This window comes from Thalassospira sp. ABL2_045, assembly GCF_056161285.1.
The window spans coordinates 41,125-63,516 of sequence record NZ_JBSWYV010000014.1 but is presented as its reverse complement, the minus strand read 5'-3'; the positions used below and the strand labels follow the sequence as shown (position 1 = coordinate 63,516).

At 56.9% G+C, this 22,392-nt stretch carries 26 protein-coding genes; 12 read left to right on the top strand and 14 right to left on the bottom strand.

What is annotated here, in order from left to right:
• Positions 1–54: 54 nt before the first annotated feature.
• Both ACXAIA_RS17370 and ACXAIA_RS17365 read right to left on the bottom strand, forming a co-directional pair.
• Entirely contained in the window at positions 55–330 is a 276-nt protein-coding gene (locus ACXAIA_RS17370) for a hypothetical protein (protein ID WP_475350447.1), read from the bottom strand.
• A gap of 38 nt (positions 331–368) precedes the next feature.
• Positions 369–1,184: a phage capsid protein gene (locus ACXAIA_RS17365; protein ID WP_475350446.1), complete on the bottom strand. Its 816-nt coding sequence runs from the start codon at positions 1,182–1,184 to the stop codon at positions 369–371.
• Between the two features lie 225 nt (positions 1,185–1,409).
• Here ACXAIA_RS17365 and ACXAIA_RS17360 point away from each other — a divergent pair, with 225 nt between their 5' ends.
• Positions 1,410–1,538, top strand: a complete 129-nt coding sequence (locus tag ACXAIA_RS17360) for a hypothetical protein (protein WP_475350445.1) — start codon at positions 1,410–1,412, stop codon at positions 1,536–1,538.
• 6 nt (positions 1,539–1,544) lie between these two features.
• On the opposite strand, the gene ACXAIA_RS17355 is transcribed toward ACXAIA_RS17360, so the two are convergent.
• The 4 genes from ACXAIA_RS17355 to ACXAIA_RS17340 form a co-directional block, all read right to left on the bottom strand.
• Positions 1,545–2,204 (bottom strand): capsid assembly protein, encoded by a 660-nt coding sequence (locus ACXAIA_RS17355; RefSeq protein WP_475350444.1) that lies wholly within the window; start codon positions 2,202–2,204, stop codon positions 1,545–1,547.
• Between the two features lie 140 nt (positions 2,205–2,344).
• On the bottom strand, positions 2,345–2,590 hold the full coding sequence (locus ACXAIA_RS17350; protein ID WP_475350443.1) for a Bbp19 family protein: 246 nt from the start codon (positions 2,588–2,590) through the stop codon (positions 2,345–2,347).
• On the bottom strand, positions 2,590–4,110 hold the full coding sequence (locus tag ACXAIA_RS17345) for a portal protein (protein ID WP_475350442.1): 1,521 nt from the start codon (positions 4,108–4,110) through the stop codon (positions 2,590–2,592). Before ACXAIA_RS17345 ends, ACXAIA_RS17350 begins: the two co-directional genes overlap by 1 nt.
• 2 nt (positions 4,111–4,112) lie before the next feature.
• Positions 4,113–4,349, bottom strand: a complete 237-nt coding sequence (locus ACXAIA_RS17340) for a hypothetical protein (RefSeq protein WP_475350441.1) — start codon at positions 4,347–4,349, stop codon at positions 4,113–4,115.
• A 140-nt stretch (positions 4,350–4,489) separates the two neighbouring features.
• Here ACXAIA_RS17340 and ACXAIA_RS17335 point away from each other — a divergent pair, with 140 nt between their 5' ends.
• On the top strand, positions 4,490–4,744 hold the full coding sequence (locus tag ACXAIA_RS17335) for a type II toxin-antitoxin system HicA family toxin (protein WP_475350440.1): 255 nt from the start codon (positions 4,490–4,492) through the stop codon (positions 4,742–4,744).
• On the top strand, positions 4,741–5,091 hold the full coding sequence (locus tag ACXAIA_RS17330) for a type II toxin-antitoxin system HicB family antitoxin (protein ID WP_475350439.1): 351 nt from the start codon (positions 4,741–4,743) through the stop codon (positions 5,089–5,091). The genes ACXAIA_RS17335 and ACXAIA_RS17330 overlap by 4 nt, the downstream gene beginning before the upstream one ends.
• Positions 5,092–5,192: 101 nt before the next feature.
• Here ACXAIA_RS17330 and ACXAIA_RS17325 read toward each other — a convergent pair whose 3' ends face one another.
• The 3 genes from ACXAIA_RS17325 to ACXAIA_RS17315 form a co-directional block, all read right to left on the bottom strand.
• On the bottom strand, positions 5,193–5,717 hold the full coding sequence (locus tag ACXAIA_RS17325) for a hypothetical protein (protein WP_475350438.1): 525 nt from the start codon (positions 5,715–5,717) through the stop codon (positions 5,193–5,195).
• A complete protein-coding gene (locus ACXAIA_RS17320; protein ID WP_475350437.1) occupies positions 5,705–6,145 on the bottom strand; it encodes a hypothetical protein in 441 nt (146 codons plus the stop codon). The genes ACXAIA_RS17325 and ACXAIA_RS17320 overlap by 13 nt, the downstream gene beginning before the upstream one ends.
• Before the next feature lie 773 nt (positions 6,146–6,918).
• Positions 6,919–7,953, bottom strand: a complete 1,035-nt coding sequence (locus tag ACXAIA_RS17315) for a LacI family DNA-binding transcriptional regulator (RefSeq protein ID WP_475350436.1) — start codon at positions 7,951–7,953, stop codon at positions 6,919–6,921.
• A 147-nt stretch (positions 7,954–8,100) separates the two neighbouring features.
• Here ACXAIA_RS17315 and ACXAIA_RS17310 point away from each other — a divergent pair, with 147 nt between their 5' ends.
• The 8 genes from ACXAIA_RS17310 to ACXAIA_RS17275 all read left to right on the top strand — a co-directional run bounded on the left by ACXAIA_RS17310 (position 8,101) and on the right by ACXAIA_RS17275 (position 18,227).
• Positions 8,101–9,111, top strand: coding sequence for a TRAP transporter substrate-binding protein (locus tag ACXAIA_RS17310; RefSeq protein ID WP_475345251.1), 1,011 nt, complete (start codon positions 8,101–8,103; stop codon positions 9,109–9,111).
• A gap of 90 nt (positions 9,112–9,201) precedes the next feature.
• A complete protein-coding gene (locus ACXAIA_RS17305; RefSeq protein ID WP_475350435.1) occupies positions 9,202–9,780 on the top strand; it encodes a TRAP transporter small permease in 579 nt (192 codons plus the stop codon).
• Positions 9,777–11,054 carry a TRAP transporter large permease gene (locus ACXAIA_RS17300; RefSeq protein ID WP_475350434.1) on the top strand — a complete coding sequence of 426 codons (1,278 nt, stop codon included), beginning with the start codon at positions 9,777–9,779 and terminating at the stop codon, positions 11,052–11,054. The genes ACXAIA_RS17305 and ACXAIA_RS17300 overlap by 4 nt, the downstream gene beginning before the upstream one ends.
• A 10-nt stretch (positions 11,055–11,064) precedes the next feature.
• Positions 11,065–11,604, top strand: a complete 540-nt coding sequence (locus ACXAIA_RS17295; protein ID WP_475350433.1) for a VOC family protein — start codon at positions 11,065–11,067, stop codon at positions 11,602–11,604.
• Positions 11,605–11,607: 3 nt separating this feature from the next.
• Positions 11,608–12,879: a ribulose-bisphosphate carboxylase large subunit family protein gene (locus tag ACXAIA_RS17290; RefSeq protein ID WP_475350432.1), complete on the top strand. Its 1,272-nt coding sequence runs from the start codon at positions 11,608–11,610 to the stop codon at positions 12,877–12,879.
• Positions 12,880–12,881: 2 nt separating this feature from the next.
• Positions 12,882–14,198: a four-carbon acid sugar kinase family protein gene (locus tag ACXAIA_RS17285; protein WP_475350431.1), complete on the top strand. Its 1,317-nt coding sequence runs from the start codon at positions 12,882–12,884 to the stop codon at positions 14,196–14,198.
• 62 nt (positions 14,199–14,260) lie between these two features.
• Positions 14,261–14,881 (top strand): LexA family transcriptional regulator, encoded by a 621-nt coding sequence (locus tag ACXAIA_RS17280; protein ID WP_475350430.1) that lies wholly within the window; start codon positions 14,261–14,263, stop codon positions 14,879–14,881.
• A 127-nt stretch (positions 14,882–15,008) separates the two neighbouring features.
• Positions 15,009–18,227 (top strand): ATP-binding protein, encoded by a 3,219-nt coding sequence (locus ACXAIA_RS17275; protein ID WP_475350429.1) that lies wholly within the window; start codon positions 15,009–15,011, stop codon positions 18,225–18,227.
• A 25-nt stretch (positions 18,228–18,252) separates the two neighbouring features.
• Here ACXAIA_RS17275 and ACXAIA_RS17270 read toward each other — a convergent pair whose 3' ends face one another.
• Positions 18,253–19,062 carry an inositol monophosphatase family protein gene (locus ACXAIA_RS17270; RefSeq protein ID WP_475350428.1) on the bottom strand — a complete coding sequence of 270 codons (810 nt, stop codon included), beginning with the start codon at positions 19,060–19,062 and terminating at the stop codon, positions 18,253–18,255.
• A gap of 236 nt (positions 19,063–19,298) precedes the next feature.
• Between ACXAIA_RS17270 and ACXAIA_RS17265 the strand changes: the two genes are divergently transcribed.
• Entirely contained in the window at positions 19,299–20,174 is an 876-nt protein-coding gene (locus ACXAIA_RS17265) for a branched-chain amino acid aminotransferase (protein WP_475350427.1), read from the top strand.
• A gap of 80 nt (positions 20,175–20,254) precedes the next feature.
• Here ACXAIA_RS17265 and ACXAIA_RS17260 read toward each other — a convergent pair whose 3' ends face one another.
• The 4 genes from ACXAIA_RS17260 to ACXAIA_RS17245 are packed head-to-tail and all read right to left on the bottom strand — an operon-like array spanning position 20,255 to position 22,377.
• On the bottom strand, positions 20,255–20,851 hold the full coding sequence (locus tag ACXAIA_RS17260) for a DUF4136 domain-containing protein (RefSeq protein WP_475350426.1): 597 nt from the start codon (positions 20,849–20,851) through the stop codon (positions 20,255–20,257).
• Complete coding sequence (locus tag ACXAIA_RS17255) at positions 20,848–21,009, bottom strand: hypothetical protein (RefSeq protein ID WP_475350425.1); 162 nt, start codon at positions 21,007–21,009, stop codon at positions 20,848–20,850. The genes ACXAIA_RS17260 and ACXAIA_RS17255 overlap by 4 nt, the downstream gene beginning before the upstream one ends.
• A complete protein-coding gene (locus ACXAIA_RS17250; RefSeq protein WP_475350424.1) occupies positions 21,002–21,733 on the bottom strand; it encodes an HD domain-containing protein in 732 nt (243 codons plus the stop codon). Before ACXAIA_RS17250 ends, ACXAIA_RS17255 begins: the two co-directional genes overlap by 8 nt.
• A gap of 53 nt (positions 21,734–21,786) precedes the next feature.
• Positions 21,787–22,377, bottom strand: a complete 591-nt coding sequence (locus ACXAIA_RS17245) for a TetR/AcrR family transcriptional regulator (RefSeq protein ID WP_475350423.1) — start codon at positions 22,375–22,377, stop codon at positions 21,787–21,789.
• Between the last annotated feature and the right edge of the window lie 15 nt (positions 22,378–22,392).

Genomic DNA, 22,392 nt, shown 5'->3' with positions numbered 1-22,392 from the left:
TCACCGGGGCGAGGTTGAGGGAGGATAAAAAGGGTTGGATCGGATCGGCCCCGATCAGTCGGTGTTTGAGGTGCCGACCGCCGTCATGTCGCGCACATCGACGCCATTTGAACCGGAGCTTGCGACGACGAACAGGCCGCCGGACAGGGTCGCATCGCGGTTGGTGTTGGCGACGATGAAATCGCCGACGCGCAGCATGTCACGCGCATCAGCAAAATAGTCGGCGGTATCGACGTCGGCGGCGACGTCCGGGGTGATGTAGTGCCACAGCGTGAAGCCGTTGGCGTAGGCCAGAACACTGAGGTTTCTGGCTTTGAAACCTTCTGCCATTTGGGTCTCCTTGGTTCGGGAAAAGTCGGATCAGCGGGTTATTCCTGCGCTTGCAAACACACCACACCATCGCCATCAATCAGCGTTGCGCCCTGGCTCATGGAATTATTGACAAAGTGTGCCGCGTGATCGCCGTGCCAGGTAATGTCGGACTGCACCTCGGAACCGATGGCATGGCCAATTGCGGTGCGGTGATACCAGAAGCAAGACCGAATGCCGCTTGCCACCGGCAGGCCCGAATGGGGCATCCAAAGGGTACCGAGCCAGCGTTTGGCCTGTGTGCCCTTCCACGGCAGATCCTCGTCACCGATATAATCAGATCGTGAAAATTCATCGATCAGAAGCAGCTCCGACCATTGTTTCCAGCCGACAATCGCATAACGCTGACCGTCATCGGGTACATCGCGGTCGCCAAGGCTTTCGAACGCCATCATGACCTTATCAAGGGTCATGCCCTCGGTATTATCGGGCACGACATCATCGGCGCCGACCAGGGCATTAATAATCAGCTCGTCAGTCTTGCGGCCGAGCGCATAGGCCCCGGCATTGGCCAGAACCATCTTTTCATCATGGTTGATCTTGAGCTCATCAAGCGCATCTACCCAGTCGCCGGCATAGTAATCGCGCAAGTCACAACGCACCGCCTCGTGATCGACATTCATCACCGGCACCTTGCCGTGGCGGGCCTTGGTGGTCGCTGTGCCCTTGCCGACCTTCTGGAACACCGTGGTCGCGCCCTTGATCGCATTTTTCACCCGCACCGTGTTGCGCAGTTTTGATCCCATGCGTTGATAGGCCTGATGCACATCGGCCTGAAAATGGTCGATGAAGCTTTGATCAATCGTGGTTGTCATCGCCTTTTATCCCCTTGTTTCAGATATGAATTTTCCTGCATACAGGCAGCCGCCGAGGTTCAATTGCAGCATTTGCCACAATTGCCCCAAACCCGGTCATTTTCCGGTCATGGTTTGATGTTTTAAGGAAGCCGTCTCACGTTGGGACACGCACCGGATTTGCCCCGACCTGTTGCACCCGAAGGGCTTGCCTGTGCGTTACAAATAAGAAAAAGAGTGTCTGCCGTGAAGAAGTCGGTTTTGCTTGTTGTCAGCCTGATCGGGCTGGGAGTTGCGGGGTATTTCCTTTTGCCGATGACCCCGATCCCCGATTATGTCCACGCGGTCATGGACCGTGCGGATCAGCTGTTTTAGGTCAGGCTATTCCCCGGACAGGCGGGCAAAATCCGCCTGCACCTCGGCTACCAGTGTCGGATACCGATCACGCCAATAGCGCGGATCATTCATCTTGCGCCGGATTTCCGCACGCAGATTTGTCTCCCCCGCCCCGCCGTCAGTTTTGCCAAGCACGGCCTCATTGTTTTGCGCCATCATGCGATGCATGGCCCGCACGCCATCGGCACTTTGACACAGCGTTTCAAAGGCGGCTTCCGGCAGATTGGCCTTGCCCCAGCTTTCAATTTTCGGCGCGAGCTTCTTCCAGCTTTCCGCCCCGCCAAACTCGGCCGCCAGAGCAGCCCGGTCCGTTGCGCGCCGGGCCGCCTGATCGAGATCACCCAGAATCGGTGACAGTACCTCTCCCGCCAGATCATAGACCAGCTGCGCCTGGGCGTTGCTGAACCCAGCATCATGCAGGCGCTCGTTCAGATCGGCGTCAATCTCCCCCATGCCATCTGCCAAGGTGATTGCGTAGGCATCCGGCGTTTCGGGCACCAGCTCAGCCAGGGCTGTCGGATCAAGCATGGTTTCAGGCGTCTCGTTGCCGGTATCGTCTGCCTCTTGCGTTTCGGATGTTTCCGGTGTTTCCGGCACATCAGATGCCGCGACTTCCGGCGAAAGAAGGTCGGGTTCGGTGGTCATGCGAACACTCCGCTAAGTGGATCAAGCTTTGTTTGGGACATGTGGCTCGGGATCCCCGCCTTCGCGGGGATGACGGTAGACAGAACAGGTGCAAAGAACAAACGTCATCCCCGCGAAAGCGGGGACCTCGAGCAGCAAGCTCACACCTCTTTTAAGCCCTGCGCCAACCGCTTGATCTGAAGCACCAGCGCCCGTTGCCCTTCGCGCATCCAGAGCGCCGCATTGCTGGCCTCCTGGCCAAGGGCGGTGTGCAGGAAATGGCGCTCGAGATCGGCCAGAACCTGTGATCCGGCATCACTGTTAAAACAGGTTTGCCAGTGATCGCTGCCGTTTTCTGATAGCGTCTCGTTCTCGGCTTCAAACCAGTCCCATCCGTTATCGCTCATCACACCGCCTCCGCGATTTCAGGCGGTAGGCTTGGCCGCAACAGATGGTCGGGCACGCCAAACTGATCGGCAAGCCAGCGAACCATGACGGGCAGATCGACCTCGACCAATGCCTCCGGCCCAAGCGCGGCAATGCGCGACAGCCAATCAAGCGCCTGGCCTGCCTGTACCCGTTTTGGCAATTGCGCCAAGGGCGCCGCATGACGCAGCACGACAACATCGCCATCAAGCGGGATGTCGGGAAGCTCGCCCGTTTGGGTCAGGATATAAAGTGCACGCCGGATCAGCGGATACAGCAATTCCGCCTGCAACCGGCCATAGGTTGCACCCAAAAGCCTTGCGTTTTCGGACGCGCGTTCCAGCACCTCGGTCGCAGTCATGCCCGGTTGATCGGTCTGGCCCAACCGATCGGCCAGCAAGCAGCGCCGGATGCGATCGCGCAAATCAGACAGCACAAGATCCGACACATCAAAGCGCCCCGGTGCCTCAAGCGGTTTCAGCCCGGCTGATCCCACTGCCTTGGGGATGATACTGCCCGGTACCAGCCGGATGGTGGCAGGGTTCAGCACCCCGTCATCATCGGCCTGCCAGATACCGGTGACGGCGATGGAGGCATTTTTCAAAACCAACTCAACCACCTTGTTGGCGGTCTTGATATCGGGCAGCGCCTTCATCACCGGCGACCGGCCATAAATCTCGCCCGGGGCCTTCATCCAGCGAAAGGCGATATAGGGCGACACATCAAAGCGGTCGCGATAGATCAGATCACCCGTATTGGCTTCGCCGTCTTCGCGAAAAACACACAGCTCATAGCCGGTTTTGCCATCGGTTGCGGGCAGGACGGCCTCAATCACCGTGATGCGTTTGGGCGCGTCCTTGTCATCCTGATCATCGCGAACGCCCTTGGCACCCGGCCAGGTTTGCGTGATTTCATCACGGGTAAGGGCAAGCTTGCGAAACACTGCATCCATCTTGCCATCGGACCGTTCTTCAAACGCCAGATCGCGCAAGGGCACGGCGGTAAAGCGCAAAGCAGACGGGCTGTGCAGATCGGCCTTTTCAAGGCGCAAGCACGCAGTCCCGGCCGTCACCAGATCCAGAAACGCCTGATGCATTTCGACCGCAAAGTTGGAGCGATCAAAATGCCCCTGCAAAATCCGAACGGCCCGGCCAAGTTGCTCGGTCAAAACCTGCCGATCCGCATTGGCGACATTGCCACCCGACTCCAACTCAAACCAGCCGCCACCGGGCGGGGTGATTTCGGCCATCAGGCTGGCGGCAAGCTGTTCGACCGCATCGGATGCAGTCGCATCAAACACCCGATCCAGCCGCTTGCCCCCGTTTGTCTGGTGACTTGCTGCCGCATTGCGCTGTGGCAGGGCAAATTCATAGCAATCCTGCCAATGCGAAAGCCAATTGCGCCGACGTTCCATCGCCTTTTGAAAGCGGGCGCGCAGATGAGCGATATCTGCCCCATCTGTTGCCGTGTCCTCAGGTACTGCCTTTTGCGATTTCGCCATGCCTATTCCCCCAACAGGTTCTTGCCGCCACCCGCCCTGGCGATGCGATCACTCAAAAGCCCGCGATGGCTGGTGCCAATCAGGCTGGCGCGGCCATAGCGGCGGCGTTCAAGCGCCTCGGTCCGGGCCGTGCGTGCAGCATCTTCGGCACTGGTGTCATCTTCGGTTTTTGTAGTGGTTGTCGTTTGGACCGGCGGCGCAACACGTGCCGGTTTCGGCGTGGAAAACAGACTTCCCATCGGGGCCTCCGGTTTGTGACGATCAATGTGTGGTTTGAGCTTGCGGTGCGGGGGCCGATCCCGACATACAGCAACTAAAAACAGTTGCAGATTTCAGCGCAGCGCCTATACTGGGATCAGCATCAGAAGCCGGGGCGAAAATGGGACGGGTCGACAAACTGATTGCCCGCTTCAAAAGCAGGCCCAAGGATTTTAGCTGGGATGAGCTGGTCCGACTTTTGACCGCGCTTGGATATCGCGAGATCAAGACTGGAAAAAGCGGCGGCTCACGACGCAAGTTCGTCCATGACAGCGCACCGACCATTGCCCTGCACAAACCCCATCCCGGTAACATCGTGAAATCCTACGTGATTGATTACGTGCTTGAAACGCTGATCGAAGAGAAACTGATATGAGCAAGATGCTAGAATACAAAGGATACCTCGGTTCGGTCGATTTCAGCGAGGCGGACGAAGTGTTCCATGGCAAATTGGAATTCATCCGCGACCTTGTGACCTATGAGGGTACGGATGCCAAAAGCCTGAAAGCAGCCTTTAACGAGGCGGTTGACGATTATCTTGAACTTTGCACCGAAGAAGGCCGCGTCCCCGACACGCCACTTAAAGGCAGCTTCAATATCCGTCCCGGTCATGAGCTACACCGGCGCGCTATCCTTTTGGCAACACGGCGCGGGGTGAAGCTTAATAACGTCGTAACCGACGCCTTGCGCGACTATCTTGACCGCGAGGATGTTGTGGCCTGAACCAAGCCCACCCCAAACGCAAAAACGCCCGCAAGGGGTAAAAACCTGCGGGCGCATCTGTGGCGTTGATTTGTCTCTTATGTCACATTAAAAAGAACAAATCAAGAACATTTTTCAGAAAAAAACACATCCCCGATTTGATCACGCTCCAATCCCTTCTGCAGATGGCGATAAAGCTGCCAGGGGGTGAAGATCCAGATCACCGAAATACCCAGCAATCGTTTTACCAACTCGACACAGCTCATCGGGCCAAAGCGGGCCTTGCGGGGAATTGAGGCCGGATAGCGCGCCCAGATACAGTGATATCCAAGGCCGCGATAATAGGCCGCCGGATCAAAGATCGGCGAATAGCACCAGCTTTCACAGCGCACCCGATGGCTTTGCGGATCAAGGCAGATCCATTCCCCGGCCCGCACCCCGGACACCAGCACGAAGCAATGGCGAAAGCCTGGCTTGAGAACCCGCAACAGACGCTTTTCCGGTGCATCGGCAAACACTACGAGCACCGAAACCTCGCGCCCCGTTGAGGACTGGTTGGTCCAGTGGTCCATCCACGGATCGGCGGCCTCCGATACGGTTTCCCCGGCGGTTTCGCCCGGTGTGATCAGGTTTGTTACATCCCGCATGGCGACAAATCCCCACCCAGTTCGACAACACCCTCGTCATGATGAAAGCTTTCATCACGGCCGCGTTTGACGATGCCACGTGAAATCAAAACGTTTTCAAGTGCGTCCATGGCTTGGCACCACAAATCACCCTTGCCCTTTTCGCGCGGATCGCGGGCATCGGGTTCGCGTTCGACGAGGCCGAAATATTCCAGAACCTGCAAATGCCGATCGCCTAGAATACCGCCCTTTTTAAGGCGCATCACCGCGTTATAAACATCATCGGGGTCACACGGTCGGACCACCTCGCCCGCGTCGGTCACCACGCGCGCGCCTTCAATCCGCGCGGTTTGACAGCGCACGAACCAGAACCATGCCTGCGGGGCACTGGAAAAAGGGGTGATGTCGCGCGCAGAAAGTGGTTTGGGAAATAGTCGTTGTTCGGTCACGTCGCCCTCCTGCTAGGTAATACCTGTTCATTCCACCGGGCCTGCAACCGCACCTTTAGCGCGCCATCACCGCGCCAAATCCAGAAAATGGATACAGCAATCCCGCCCGCGCATTTGGCAATGCACGCCGGTGCGATGAATGGTTTGTGATGTCCCCAAGGGCGGTGTTCCGCCCGCGCAAATCAGCAGCTTTGACCGCCGCCTTGTCAGCCGACCTTAACCCGGCCCGACTTACTTCCAGATGCAATTCCGGTGTTGATATGCAAGCTATAATCCCTTTTTGTTCTCATTGTAAAGGATTAATTTCCTAATTTCTATTTCTGATTAATTTGCAGTACATTAAACAACCGAAGCTCGATTTCGGTCAGTTATTGTGAGACACTTTTATGGCTGCGTTCACTCTAAAAAGCACAGTTTCTGGGGGATTCATGAGATATTTCGCTCTGCTAGCGGTTTTGCTCTTCATAAGTTGCACTGGGCAAATCATGAAAGGCTATATTGGCCAGTCGATAACCGAACCGATCTTGGACTATGGGCCCCCCATAAACATCCTTGAGCTTAATGATGGCCGCAGGGCCTATCAGTGGAAGATTGTCGATAGTGGAGTCAAACCGGTTTCCGGCCCTACTACAACGACCTATGTTCCCTACGCGGACTCCTGCATTCACACTTTGACAGCGCGGAAGGTTGGCGACGATTACATAGTCGAAGAGCACCGACAGACTAGTGTCTTTTGTGAGTAGAAACCCGCGACGCAACAAACGCTAAGCAGGTTATGGCAAGTTTTCTTTCACCACGACCTGCATCGTGAGTTTGGCGACGTCCTCGTCGGCCGCCTGGCCGTTGCGGAGGTTTTCAAAAATCCGCAGCACGTTTTGCACAATCACGCCGGGGCTTTGGGTGATGACGACATCCATGATGTCTTCAAGCAGGAAGCGCCTTGTATCAGGGGTCAGGCCATGACCGATAAAGATGATGTCACGTCCCCGGCCACTTTCACGCAGGGCCCGCGCCACCCCGTCTGACGACCCGCCGACATTATAGATCCCGACCAGATCGTGATATTCTTCGAGAAGCGATTTGGTGTGCAGGTAGTTTTCACTGCGATCATCATGGCCTTCGCGGGCCGCCACCACGCGGATGTCAGGAAAGTCTTCCTCCATCAGCGACAGGAATCCCATTTCGCGTTCTTCATGGGCGCGATAGGTGCGGCTGGCGGCAATCATCGCAACCCGACCGCGCGCAGGCCCCATGAACCGGCCCAGCAAATAGCCCGCTGTGCGCCCGACCGCCCGGTTATCCAGCCCGACATAGGCCGCGTGCGGCACACCGGAAATGTCTGAAACTACGGTAATGATGTGTTTTCCCGCGTCCTGAAGATCGGCCACAGTTTCACGCACGAGCGGATGATCAATCGCCATGAAAGCAATGCCATCGGCCTTTTCGCCGTGTTGACGAAGCGCCTCGGACAGCAGTTGCGGATTGAAACTGTCGATGAAATAGACGCGGGCGCGGACGTTATAGCCCGTTGTTGCCTCGGCCGCGGTCTTGATGCGATCACCAAGCAGTTTGAGATACGGGTTGGTGCCCGATGGCAACAGAAACACCACGCGCATCGGTTTGGGTCGGAACACTTCGTGGGTGTCGGTTTCGGGCAGATAGCCAAGCTCGCTTGCGGCCTGAAGCACGCGTTTTGCCGTGCGTTCGCGCACACCGGGGCGCTTGTTGAGCACCCGGTCGACCGTTGCCGGAGACACCCCGGAAAGGTCGGCAATATCCTTGATGATTGGTCCGCTTGTTTTTGGCATCGCACCCTCAAAAACATCAAAACACATCATTTTATGATGTTTGATGAGGCAATATGTTTCACGTACTCTGGGATCATTCAAGGGAAAAGAACAACAACCAACGCCCGATATAGAATAAAACACACAGACCATCACGGGAGGAAACCAATGGTCATCCAGAGCAAGTTTCGCCATCTGGCGAGCACACTCGTCGCTGCTGCATCGCTTTCTGTTGTGGCGCATGCCGCTAGTGCACAGGAATATGAACTGAGCTACGGTCACATGAATTCGCCGACTTCTGTTGTCGGCATGCAGGCCGACTGGCTGGCCGAGGAAATCGCCAAAAACACCGATGGTGCGGTCAAGATCGACGTCTATCCGTCTTCCCAGCTTGGCAAGATTCAGGAACTCGCCGAAGGCGTTTCCATGGGGTCCATTGCCCTGTCGCACAACACGGCCGGTGCGCTGAGCTCGCTTTATGAAGATTTCGGCGTGCTTGATACCCCGTATCTGTATCGCGACTATGATCACCTGATGAATGTGGTTGATATCGACTCGCCCGTCATGGCCGAACTCAATCAGGGCCTGATTGAAAATACCGGCATGCGCGTGCTCTATGCGTTTTATTTCGGCACCCGTCAGCTGACCGCAAACATGGCGGTCAAAACCCCGGCTGATCTTTCCGGCGTTAAAATCCGCGCCATCCCGTCCCCGGTTTACCTGACCGCGGTCGAGGGCCTTGGTGCCGCCCCGGTTCCGGTTGACTGGTCTGAAGTGCCGACGGCGCTCGCCACCGGCATCGTTCAGGGCCAGGAAAACCCGGTCAACGTCGCCGTCGACCACAAGCTTTATGACGTTCAGTCGCACATGATGCTGACCGGCCATATTTCAGCTGCCGAAATCGTCGTGATCAACGAAGACCTGTGGCAGAGCTTCCCCGATGACATCAAGGACGGCATCACCAAGGCGGCCGAGACGGTGCGCATGAAAGCATCCCAGACCATCCTTGATAAAGAGGCCGGCGATCTTGCCAAGCTTAAAGAAGCTGGCATGACCATCATTGGTCCGGATGATGGTCTTGATGTTGCCGCTTTCCGCGCAGGCGTTGAAAAGCTGGTGCATGAGCGCTTTGACGACAAATACGGCAAATATTACGAGCAGATCTCTGCTGTGAAATAAGCAGGATCGATCGTCTTCGGGCGGTATCAGGGAACGAAACGTTCAGGGATGCCGCCCGTTTTTTCCAAGCCTTTGTTTTCAGGTATCGTGATGCCGTACAGGAACTCCCCGATATATAAGGGGCTTGACCGGATATGCCGGGTTCTGACCGCCTTTTCCATGGTGATGCTGGCTCTGATGTCAGTCCTGGTGGTTGGTCAGGTGATCTTGCGCAATTTCTTTGATCTTGGCCTGCCCTGGGCGGATGAGCTGTCGCGCATTGCCAATATTGCGCTGGTGTTTTTCGCGGTCCCGGCACTTATGCTTCATAACCGCCACATCGCGATTGATCTGCTGTTTAACGCACTGGGCACGCGGGGCAAGGCGATCCTGCGCTTTGCCAATTACACGCTGATTACCTTCTTTTCCGCCATCTTCCTGTTTGGTCTTTATAAATTTTTGATGCGTGCGGGCAAATTCACCACGCCTTCGCTTTCGATGCCCAATTATGCGGTCTATGCGCCGGTGGTGATCGCCATCGTATTGTTGCTGGCCGTTGCGCTTTATCGCCTGATTTCGCGCACCGAGACCACCACGGAATATGACTATGATGACGGCGGTAACGCGATTGCCGACGCAATTGAACAAGAAATGGCACAAAGCCAGCACCCGGAGGAGCCCCGCAAATGATGAGCGCGACCCTCCTTATCCTGTTTCTGGCCTTGATGATCATCCGCCTGCCGATTGCGGTCTGTCTTGGCTTGTCATCTGCGATTGTCATGATCCTGTTTAACCTGCCGATGACGGTCCTGGCCCAGCGCACAGTCAATGCGCTGGATTCCACCCCGCTTCTGGCCGTGCCGCTGTTTATTTTTGCCGCCAACCTGCTCAGTCTGTCGGGTGTGACCAACCATCTGTTCGAGCTTGTCCGCATGATGGTCGGCTGGATCCGGGGTGGCACCGCACAGGTCAGCGTTCTGGTCAGCCTGATCTTTTCGGGCGTGTCGGGTGCGGCCCTGGCTGATATTGGCGCCCTTGGCGCGGTTCAGATCAAGATGATGCGCAAGCAGGGCTATTCGGCCGAATTTGCATCGGGCATTACCATGGCGGCTGCCACCATCGGTCCGATCTTCCCGCCCAGCATTCCGATCATTATTTTTGCCTCGGTCGCCAATGTATCGGCAGTCAAACTCCTGATTGCCGGGATTGTGCCAGCGGTTCTGATCACCGCCCTTTTGATGCTGCAGGTGGGCGTCATGGCGCGCATCTATAAGCTGCCGCGCGATGAAGTGAAATTCAACATCGCCGCCTTTGCCCGGAAGTTCGTGATTTCCCTGCCCGCCCTTGCCGCCCCGGTCATTCTGATTGGCGGTCTGGTATCGGGCTATTTCGGTCCGACCGAAGTGGCCGGTGTCACCGTGGCCTATGCCCTTTTGATCGGCAAATTTGTCTATCGCCAGCTTGATGTCAAACGCGTCCTGACGGCTGCGCGCGACAGTGTCGATGCCACGGGCAATGTGCTGTTTATCGTCTCGACCGCGGCCCTGTTTGCCTGGGTCCTGACCATGGACCGCCTGCCCGCGACGGCGAGTGAGTTCCTGCTTGGGCTTTCAAGCGAACCGCTGGTGCTGCTGTTGATCGTCAATGTGTTGTTGCTGGTGGTCGGCATGTTCCTGGAATCCATTGCCGCCATCCTGATCATCGCCCCGATCATTACGCCTGCGATGACGGCGGCCGGTGTTGATCCGCTGCAGCTTGGCATTGTCTTTGTGCTCAATCTGATGATCGGTCTTCTGACCCCGCCGGTTGGCATGAGCCTTTATATGGTCAGCATCATCGCCAAGATGCCGCTGCACCGGGTGATCCGTGGTGCGCTTCCCTTCCTGTTACCGCTGTTTTTGTCACTGCTCGCAGTGACCTGCATACCGGCAATCTCTGTCTGGTTGCCCAACATTCTGGATTAAGTGAGGAACTATGAGCAGATTTCTTGGTGAAATTCGCCAGCTGGGTTACGTCGTGCCCGATATCGAGGCCGCCATGGAATATTGGTCGGAAACGATGGGTGTCGGCCCCTGGTACTACAACCCGAAAGTTCCGATCGAGGATTACCGTTATGACGGCCAGTCCTATGAGGTGCATAACTCCGTGGCCCTTGCCAATTCCGGCGATGTCCAGGTCGAACTGATCCAGACGCGCAACGATGCGCCGTCGATGTATCGCGACTTCCTTAAGGCGGGCAATACCGGCCTGCAACATGTCGCCTATTGGACCGAAAAGTTCGATGACGATCTGTCGCTGATGGAAAGCAAGGGCTTTAACGTCAAGATGAGCGGCAAGGTCGGCGACAATGGGCGTTTTGTCTATTTCGACAAGGAAGACCACCCGGGCACCGTGATCGAACTTTCCGAAGTTGTCGGTCCGAAAGGCCGCCTGTTCAAATCCATCTATGAAGCGTCTATCGACTGGGATGGCGCTGATCCGATCCGTCCGTTCCCGTCGCTTTCGGAAATCTGAGCCATGGACCTGATCGAAGCCCGTTACCTTATCGAAACGCCGATGAACCCGGAAAAGATCGCCGCCATCATGGCCGGTGAGCAAAGCAGCGGCACGTTTGTTCGCGTTGCCGGAGAAACCGACGAGCTGCGCGAACGGTGTGCGGCCCGCATTCTGGGCATTCGCGAACTGACCCCGGCCAGCCACCCGAGCCTTACCAGTGCCTATCTTGAGGCGCGCGGGATCAAGGGCCCCTATCGCCGGGCGGAAATCCGCATCGGCTTCCCGACCGGCAATATCGGGCGCAATCTGGCAACGCTGGCATCCACCGTGTCGGGCAATCTTTATGACCTGGGCGAGATCACCGGTCTTAAGCTGATTGATGTCACGGTGCCAAAGGCCTATCGCGATCTTTATGACTATCCGGTAGCCGGCACCCAAGGCACACGTGATCGCATGAATGTCCATGATCGCCCGTTCTTTGGCACCATTATCAAGCCGAATGTTGGCCTGCGCAGCCACGAAATCGCCGATCTGATCGATCAGCTGTGCGACGCCGGTGTTGATTTCATCAAGGACGACGAGATTTGCGCCAACCCGGAAAGTGCCCCGCTGGCGGAACGTATTCCGGCCGTCATGGATCGGGTGCGGCGTTATCGCGACAAGACCGGGCGCGATGTGATGATTGCCTTTAACATCACCGATGAAACCGATGCCATGCGCCGCCATGCCGATCTGATCGAAAAGGAAGGCGGGTCGTGCGCCATGGTCAGCATGAATTGGGCCGGTCTTTCCGCCCTTCAGACCTTGCGCAAATCAACCGACCTTGTCCTGCATGGGCATCGCAACGGCTTTGGTGCGCTGTCGCGTCATCCGCTGATCGGCATGAGCTTCCCGGCCTATCAGACGCTCTATCGTCTGACCGGGATGGATCACATGCATGTTCATGGCATGGGCGGCAAGTTCTGTGACGAGGACAGCGAAGTCGCAGCCTCCGCCGAGCTGTGCGCCAAACCGCTGGCTGAGGGCAATGGCGATGAAGACCGCGTTCTGCCGGTTTTCTCATCAGGTCAGTGGGCGGGCACGGTTCCGGCCACCCATGAGGCGGTCGGATCAGCTGATTTCATGTTCCTTGCCGGCGGCGGCATCCTTGCCCATCCGTCCGGCCCGGCGGCCGGCATCACCAGCCTGCGTCAGGCATGGGAAGCCTGCGAAGCCGGCATCAGCCTTAAAAAACATGCCAAGGACAACAAAGCCCTGGCCGAGGCGCTGTCATTTTATGGGGCGCGAGGCTGACGATGACCAAGTTCATTTTCTGTGCCGATGATTTTACCGGGGCATCCGATACCCTTGCGACAGTGGCCCGTTCCGGACTGTCTGCACGGCTGTATCTGAACGCCCCGCAATCCTCGGAACCAGAAAATGATGCTGGTCACGGGTCGCTTGGTCCCGACCTTGGTAGCCTTGATGCCTTCGGGGTTGCAACGTCCCTTCGCGCTTTGGGGGTCGAAGACGGCGTTGCAACCATTTCTCCGTTGGCTGATCACCTCAAGTCGCCCGACTGCAACCTATATCATTTCAAGGTCTGCTCGACCTTTGACAGCTCACCCACTACTGGCAATATCGCCGCCATCGCTGATCGCTATGCCATGGCGGTTGGCGCGCCATGGAAAGCCGTCATTGGCGGGCAGCCATCCCTTAGGCGCTTTTGCCTGCTGGGCAACCTGTTTGCCGGGGCGGGTGACGGCAGGATTTATCGCATTGATCGCCATCCGGTCATGGCCCAGCACCCTGTGACGCCGATGGACGAGGCCGACCTGTGCCGTCATCTGGCCAAGCAGGGCTGGGCCAATGTCGGGCTGATTGATTTCACGATTATCCGTAAGGGTCGCTCGGCTCTGGTCAATGAAATCCGCCGTCGCATTGCCGATGGGGAAACCGAAACCCTGTTTGACGTGGCCGAGGAAACCGATCTTCTGACCATTGGCGAAGCACTGCGCGAAATTACCGCAGAAATGCCGGTTCTGTGTGTCGGGGCCAGCAGCGTCGCACAGGCGATGTTCCCGTCCTTTGAGACGGCCAATGACCCCAAACCCAAACTAGGCCGACGCGAAGGCCCGGTTTTTGCCTTTGCCGGCAGCCGATCCTCGTTGACCGCCGATCAGGTGGCGCAAGCCAAGGCCTATGAAAAACGGACTGTCCGCCCGACCGATCTTCTTGCCCCCAAAACTAGCGAGAAGCTACGCGATGAATGCGTATCTGTCCTCGCCTCAAGCAAGAACCTTCTGGTCGCGCTTTCTGATGAGCGCGACCCTGATATCGCAAGCCACGATCTGGCGCGCGCCAGTGCCAACTTCATAAGCCACATCAGCACCGAAATCGCCCTTGGCTTTCTGCTGATTGCCGGTGGCGACACCTCAAGCCTTGCGGTTCAGAAACTGGGCATCGACAGCCTGTCCTTCGCGGCTGATTTCGATGCCGGTGCGCCGATCATTTGCGCCCATTCAACGCATACCAACCTTGATGGCCTGCCGATGCTCTTGAAGGGCGGGCAGATGGGCAAACCGACCCTGTTTGACAATATCGCTGCCCTGCCAGTTACCACCAAATCCTGATGCGGCGATCAAGGAATTAATTCCTTCTTTCGCAATCGTCTTGCGTCCTGCTAGGATGCGCCATGATCCGACATCAACAAATTTGGGCCGCCCTTGACCAGATTGCCAAAGACCACGGTTTGACACCGTCGGGACTGGCACGGTTGGCGCAACTGGACCCGACCACGTTCAACCGGTCCAAGCGTACCACCGCCCAGGGCAAGGCACGCTGGCCTTCGACCGAAAGCATTTCCAAGGTGCTTTCCGTCACAGATGTCAGTTTCCGTGAATTTTCCGAACTGGTCGATGGCAATGGCGCCGGGCGCATTCCCGTCATCGGCTTTGCCCAGGCTGGTAATCGCGGCTTTTTTGATGATGCCGGATATCCGGTCGGTGGATCCTGGGAAGACATCACTTTTCCCGCCCTGCACGACCCGACCGCCTATGGCTTGCGCATTTCGGGTGAGTCGATGGCGCCGGTGTTTCGCGATGGTGACTTGATCATTGTCAGCCCGGCATCAAACATCCGCCCCAAGGACCGCGTGGTGGTCAAAACCATTGACGGCGAAGTCATGGCCAAGGAACTGGTGCGGCGTGGCGCTCTGGGTGTGGAGCTGAAATCCTTCAATCCGGAATTCGAAGACCGCTTTGTTCCCGCCGATCAAATTGACTGGGTCGCACGGGTTTTGTGGTGCAGCCAATAGACTTGGTGAAATTGACCAAATCCCCACATTCGATCAATGCTCTATTCAAATCCGGTGCGCGGCGTATTACATTAATCCTCATCAATAAAAAAACCGGCTGGCACCTGATGGGAAAAGGAAGAACCGTTTGACGCTGCAGCGCCATCATATTGTGCGTTCTCTGGTGATTATCCTTGCCTATTTCGTCACGGGCTATGCCGCTATTCATCTGCCATTTTTTGGCACCAGCATCACGTTGATCTGGCCCCCGGCGGGCATCATCCTGGCCGCCCTGATCTTCTGGGGCTGGCGGTATTTCCCGGCGGTTTATATCGCCGCCTTCCTGCTTAATATCGTCATTGCCAAAACCCTGACCGCGATGGTGTTGGTGGCTGTCGGTACTACCCTTGCCGCCGTGATCCCGGCCTTTCTGATCAGCAAGTTTGTCGGACGCTATCCGTTTAGCCGCCTGCGCGACATCGTGATCTATCTGTTGATTGGCGGCCTTCTCGCCCCGGCACTTGCCGCAACATTCGGCGCGTTTATCGTCAGCGTCACCGAAATGGGCGGTTTTGGTCGCTATGAATTGCTTTGGCTGGGCTGGTTCAAGGGGGATGTGGTCGGCATTACCGTCATCGGGCCGCTCGCCCTGCGGCTCTTGAACTGGCGGATCAAGCCGCGTCCGCTGCTGCATTATGCCGAATTAGGCTTTATCGGCCTTGCCTGTGTGGTTCTGGCATCTGCCGTTCAGACCACCCCGCTCATTGCCAGACCGGAATTTCTGTTTGTCTTTGTCACCCTGCCTTGTGTGATCTGGGGAACAGTGCGCTATGGCCTGCTCGGCGCCGTGGTTACCAATGCGTTGATTGCGCTGGACATCATTGCCTTTGCCGCCCTTGGCAACGCCACCTTTATCGGGATCGAGTTACAGACCGGCTTTCGCAATCTGTTTGTCTATATCATCGTCTGTTCGGTCGGCACCCTGTTTCTGGCGGTCGGGATCGAACGGATTGCCACGGTTACCATGCGCACCCGCGATGGACGCCTGTCTGATGATGTGCATCGTCTGCGCCGCGCCCTTGCTGTTTTTATCGGCGTTGTCGGGTTCGGTGTATCGGGCGTTGCGTCCTGGTATACCTATAACCAGCTCGAAGAGGCCGACCGCTTGGCGACCGAACAATACAGACTGTCGTTCGAGGCGTACCTGCGCGAAGAATTGGGCCGCGCAACCGATGCATTGATTGCCGTGCGGACATTGTTTGACGTTCATGGCAGCGTATCGGCCAGCACCTTTGATGCGATGCTGGCCCCATGGGTCAATCGCAGGCCCGGTGTTGCCGCCCTGGAATGGGCGCCGTTTGTCGAAAAACGTGCCCGCACCCTGGTCGAGGAAACCGCAGAACTGCGCGGTGTCAGCAATTTCGCGATCCGCGAAATGGGCGATGGCACCTTGCAGCCCGCCGCACAGCGCGACAGTTACTTCCCGATTTTTTATGTCTTTCCACGCTCGGGCAATGAAAAGCGGGTCGGCTTTGACCTTGCCAGCGAACCATCGCGCAAACGCGCCATGGAAACCGCCCTTAAGACCAACAATGTCACCCTGACAGAACCGCTTAATTCCGCTCAGTCAAACGCATCGCTTGTCTCGTCGCTGGCGTTTCTCGCCGTTGAAAACCGGCGTGATCCGGGGGGACCGCCACTTGGCATTGCGGTTGGCGTTTTGCGCATTACCGACATGATCATGCGTGCGGCCCGGGTTGCGCGTATTCCACTTGATTACGAACTGCATCTGGCGGACGCCAAAACACCGGGCAAGTCGGGGCTTTTATATTCCACCCGTGATGCCCAGTACGCGCTTGATCATATCGCCGAAGAACTTACGATCCCGTTCAATCCGAATATTTCCAACTTCACCTTCGGGTATCGCGACTGGACGATTGTCTTGCATCAGCGTGTGGAAGGCTTCAATTCGCTGGTCTACTGGCAGCCTTGGGCGATTTTCGTCTTTGGCAGCACGATCAGTGTCCTGCTTCTGATTTATCTGCGTTCGCTCAACCGCACTGAAAAGCACATTGTCGATCTGGTGGCAACGCGTACAAGCGAACTCGAAGATGCCCGAATGGCTGCCGAAAGCGCAATGAACCAGGCCCAGCAGGCCGACCGCGCCAAGTCGGAATTCATCGCCCATATGAGCCACGAATTCCGCTCTCCGATGACATCCATTCTGGGCTATGCGCAACTTGCCACCGACAGTCTGGACAAGAACGCCTCGCTTGAGACATTGCGCAATTACCTCTCGACCATTCGCGGGGCCGGGCGCCATGTTCTGTCGCTGATCGGTGATATTCTGGATATCTCCAAGATCGAGGCAGGCAAACTCGTCCTCGAAGAAGCCCCGGTCGATCTGCACCAGTTGTGCGAAGAAGTGGTGTCAATGATGGTTGTCCCGGCGCGCGCGCAGGAAAACAAGCTTGAACTGACGATCGACCCGGCATTGCCCCGCCATGTCATTGGCGATCCGGTGCGCCTCAAACAGGTGCTGACCAACCTTGTCTCAAACGCCATCAAATTCACCAAATACGGCAAGGTACAGGTGTCGGCAGCCCCGCTTGAACTTGGCGACGACACGGTTTCGTTCCGCATTTCCGTACAGGATGAAGGGATCGGCATTCCGCGCAACAAGCTTGAATCGATCTTTGAGGCCTTTACCCAGGTCGACACCACCACCACGCGCCGCTATGGCGGCACCGGTCTTGGTCTGACGATCTGTCAGCGCATGGTTCAGGCCATGGGCGGAACGATCAAGGTCGAAAGTCAGGAAGGCAGCGGCAGTCTGTTCTGGTTTGACCTGACCCTGCCGCGTAGCAGCGAAGCCGCCCTGGCCGAACATGACGGTCAGGCACAAGACGCCGATAGCGGCCCCGCAGAAACAACCAAACCCTCCGATCCGGGAAGCTGGAACCTGCTGTTGGTGGAAGACATCGAAATCAACCGCATCCTTGCCCAGAAACTGCTTGAAGCGCAGGGCCATACCATCACCACCGCCGCAGATGGTCAGATTGCGCTCGATATCCTTGCTGGTACCGATTTCGATGCAGTTCTGATGGATTTGCACATGCCGGTTCTCGATGGCATCGAAGCCACCCGTCAGATCCGCAATTTCGAAGAACCGATCAAGGCGAGCATTCCGGTCCTGGCCCTGACCGCGGATATTTCAAACGACAATCTCGAAACATTCCATGAGACCGGCTTTGACGCCTATTGCACCAAGCCGCTTGATATCGACATGATCAGCTCGGAACTGGCGCGCCTGACCCATCGCAAACTGGAAAACCGCAAGGCCGAGAACGACACACCAGACACCTAGGATCTGGCGCCAGAAACGTCTTATCTTAGTGGGAAACGCCCGTCATCTCGCGCAGCTCTTCCGCCACATTCGGCCCCGCGGTCAGGATCGGCGCGCCGTCTTCCAGCGCATTAGGTACAGCGAGGTAATCATTGGCCCAGCCACCGGCTTCCTGCATTAGAAGGATACCGGCCAGACAATCCCACGGATTGATGTGCGGCTCGTAATAGCCGATCAAACGCCCGGCGGCGGCATAGGCCATCGAAAGCGCGCCCGACCCGTTGCGCATAAAGATGCCCTCGCTGTCCAGAAGTGCCGTGATAAACGGTGTGATCGCGTCACTTCTGGTGCGATGTGACATGCCAAGTCCCATCACGCCATCGCCAACGGTTTTGGCATCGCTGGCCTTGATCGGCTCACCATTAACAAACGCGCCCTCGCCACGCTTTGCGGTGAACAATTCCTTGCCGCACGGCTGATAAATCAGCGCCAAATCAATCTTGCCTTTAACGACAAGGGCGATGGAAATACACCAGCTTGGCATCTGATTGACAAAGCAGGCCGTGCCATCAATCGGGTCAATCACCCACAGGCACTCATTATCGCCCTTCTCAATGCCCATTTCCTCGCCGAGGAAACCGTCCTCGGGGAAGCTATCCCCGATCTGATCGCGAATGATCGCCTCGACATTTTTGTCGGCGATGCTGACCATATCAAGCGGGTTGTCCTTGGCCTCGACCTCAAGATCGCCGGCCGTGCCATCGAAATATTCCATTGCCCGCTTTCCGGCATGGCGGATCACATCACGGGCATGTTCAAACCGTGCGTCGAGATCAAGTTTGATGTCATCACCCATCGTGTGTTCCTTTCAAAGTGACGGTCAGCATCCCGCCATGGTGGCAGAAAACGTCTCGAAATCAATCTTCTACAGAAAAACCTATCGCATAACTGCTTGCAAGCTTTCATGACATTTCAAAGGCATCACCAAGAGAGATGTTTTCTTTGACCATCCTTGGGCAAAAACCCTATGCTATGCGCCGCTTTAAGGACCGCCCCACAGGCGCATTCCCCAACACAATCAGGAGCATAAAAATGGGTCACGCCGCCACTGATAGCACCGTCACCACCTGGACCTGGCATCAGGGTCAATGGCACGAAGGCAACCCCAACATTATGGGCCCGCAAACCCATGGTGTCTGGATGGCCTCGACCGTCTTTGACGGTGCGCGACGCATGAATGGCAAAATGCCGGATCTGTATCCGCACTGTGCCCGTGTGATCCGCTCGGCCGAACTGATGGGTATGAAACCGACCATCACGGTCGATGAAATCGTCGCCCTGGTCAAGGAAGGCGTTCAGAAATTCGACCCGGAACTGGCCCTGTATATCAAACCGATCGTCTTTGGCGGCGAAGGCTTCATCGCCCCGACGCCCGAAAGCGCGCAATTTGTTCTGTGCATTTCCGTGACTGAAATGCCCGAAGCCGTTCAGACCGGCTTTAGCGCACGCAAATCAACCTTCCGCCGCCCGTCGCCGGAAAGCGCCCCGACCGAGGCAAAGGCATCCTGCCTCTATCCCAATGTCGGCCGCGCCGTGACCGAGGCAACCGCATCGGGCTTTGATACCGGTGTGATGCTCGACCCGATTGGCAATGTGGCCGAGTTTTCCTATGCCAACCTGTTCTTTGCCAAGGACGGCACGGTCTATACCCCAGCGATCAATGGCACGTTCCTCAATGGCCTGACCCGTCAGCGCGTGATCAAACTGCTTCGCGAAGACGGCGTCGATGTCGTGGAAAAGACCTGCAAATACGAGGAACTCGAAGCGGCTGACGAAATCTTTGGCACCGGCAACTATTACAAGGTCGCCCCGTGCGTCAAACTCGATGACCGCAACCTGCAACCCGGCCCGATCACCCGCCGCGCGCAGGACCTTTACATGAGCTTTGTTGACGCCAGCGAAGATTGATCGCGCGGATCATCAAACATCACCGCACATGAAAACGGGCCGGAATTCCGGCCCGTTTTGTTTTGGGTTCTGAACATCCCTTATTCAGGCAATGGCACCATCACGTTGCTGCCGGCGCGATAGGGATATTTGGCAAAGATCGATGCCACTGCATTCCGCACCGTTTCATTTGGCGCTTCGCGCACCGCACTGGTGACACGGGCAACAGCCGTTCCTTCCCAGACCATCTGACGGGTGCGCCGATCAACCAGATCGATATTCAGCGTCCCCTCGGTATAGGTATCGACATAGCCCGGCTCGACATAGCCTGGCCAGCCAACATACATCCCGCTGCGATACCCGTAATAGCCACCCATATAGACCGGCGGCGACGAGCGGGTCTTTTCCTGGGTCTTGAGATGGAAGTTGATCAGAAGATCCGGGTTATGGATATCAAGCTGATAGCCGCGTGACACCATCGCCAGATTGATCGCATCTTCGATCCGCTGACCGGACAGGGTTTTGTATTCGGCTTCGGCATCCTTGCCGGCACTTTCGACAAAGGCGAATGTGCGGAACTGCGCGAAATCGGCCGCCGGGTCGGCATCGGTATAAACGCGCGGCCCACTCGCACAGGCCGACAATGCCAGTGCCATCGCCCCGACCAGCGCAAATTTTACTGTTCTCAGTCCGATCATTGCCCGTGTCCTTTATCGTTTGGCGCAGCCCAAAGGACTGCGGCTTTGATAATAGTATGACGTTTCATGGCTTTGATTTCATCATCAGAAAATGAACTGATCATGGCAAAACAACCAAAAGCTGCAAAAACCATGGGATCAGGTTCGCGATCAGGCACGATCCAGCGGGTTGTTTGCCAGTGCCTTGGCAAACCCGACCCCTACCAGCCCGGCAATATGGCATTGCGGTTTGAGATCAGCCTGATCGGCGACCAGTTTTCCGAAATCGCGGACAAAGCCGGTACGAGGATAATCGCGCAGGATTTGCGCGCGAACATCGCGGTGAATATTCATCACCTGCATGCCGACCACATCGACCCCGGCCCCCAAATGCAAAAGCAATCCTTCCGGGTCGCGTGAACCGGTATGACAGACGGCCGAATGCAGGGCCATGGCCTCGTGGATGATATCGGCCTTCTCGGGATCATAACCCTGTTCACCCAGCCAGCGATGGGCACACCCGGCGGCCTCGACCTCAAACGAGCCGGGCCCGTCACAGGCGGAGGACGCCAGTGAAATATCATGCAGGATGCTTGCGATATAAAGCATCTCCTGATCGAACCGCACATCGTGATAGTCGGCCAGCGCCACACCAAAGGCGAAGCTGCGCAGGCCGTGATATTGCACAAATTCCGGCTGAAGCGAGGCTGCCCAGGCCGTCACCTTTTGCGCCATGGCGCTATCGGGCACGCCCAGATGATCCAGCACAGCCCGATCGGGTCGGCCAATGCCAATCGATTGTCGCAGGGCATAGAACTTGTCGCGAATGCCAAGCAGGGCAAAATTGAAAATCAAGGCAGCCTTGGGATCACGCCCAAGGGTTTTGGTCAGCGCGCGGGGCATGGTGGCACTTTCATGATATGGGAAAACGGGTCGCAAATCCGGAAAAGTGCGGCTTAGTTCCCGCCGATCAAGGCAGCTGCTGTCTGGCGCAGATCATGGATCTCGTCATCAAGGATGGCGCGGTCATTCATCGAATGGGCCAGCACAATCGCCCCTTGCCAGCGCAGCACAATCCGGCGGCCCTCGATCGCGGCACGGTCCGCATCCAGCCCGCCTTCGCGAAGCTGATCTGCCACCCAGTCGATCAGGGCATCAAATACGCCCTGCCCGATTTTGCGCGCCGGATCAAAATCCGCATCCGCTGGCATATCAAGCATCAAACGCGCAAGCGGGCAGCCATGGCTGACACGGCGGGGCGTCATGGCATCAAGATAGTCAAAAAATACCGACAACCGATCCCCGACTGTCCCCTTGGACTTGATGCTGTCCAAAAGCGGGATGAACTCGCCCTGCATGGTCTCAAGGGCGGCCTGCGCCAGATCATGCTTTTTGGGGAAACGGTAAAACACCCCACCGGCGGGCAATCCGGCCTCGTTCGCAACCGATTGAATGGTGGCGGCATGATAACCATCGCGCCAGATCACATTCATTGCCGCGCGGGCAAGCTTTTGCCGCTTTTCTTCGGGTTTGAGCTTTTCGGCCATGAATATCACCATCTC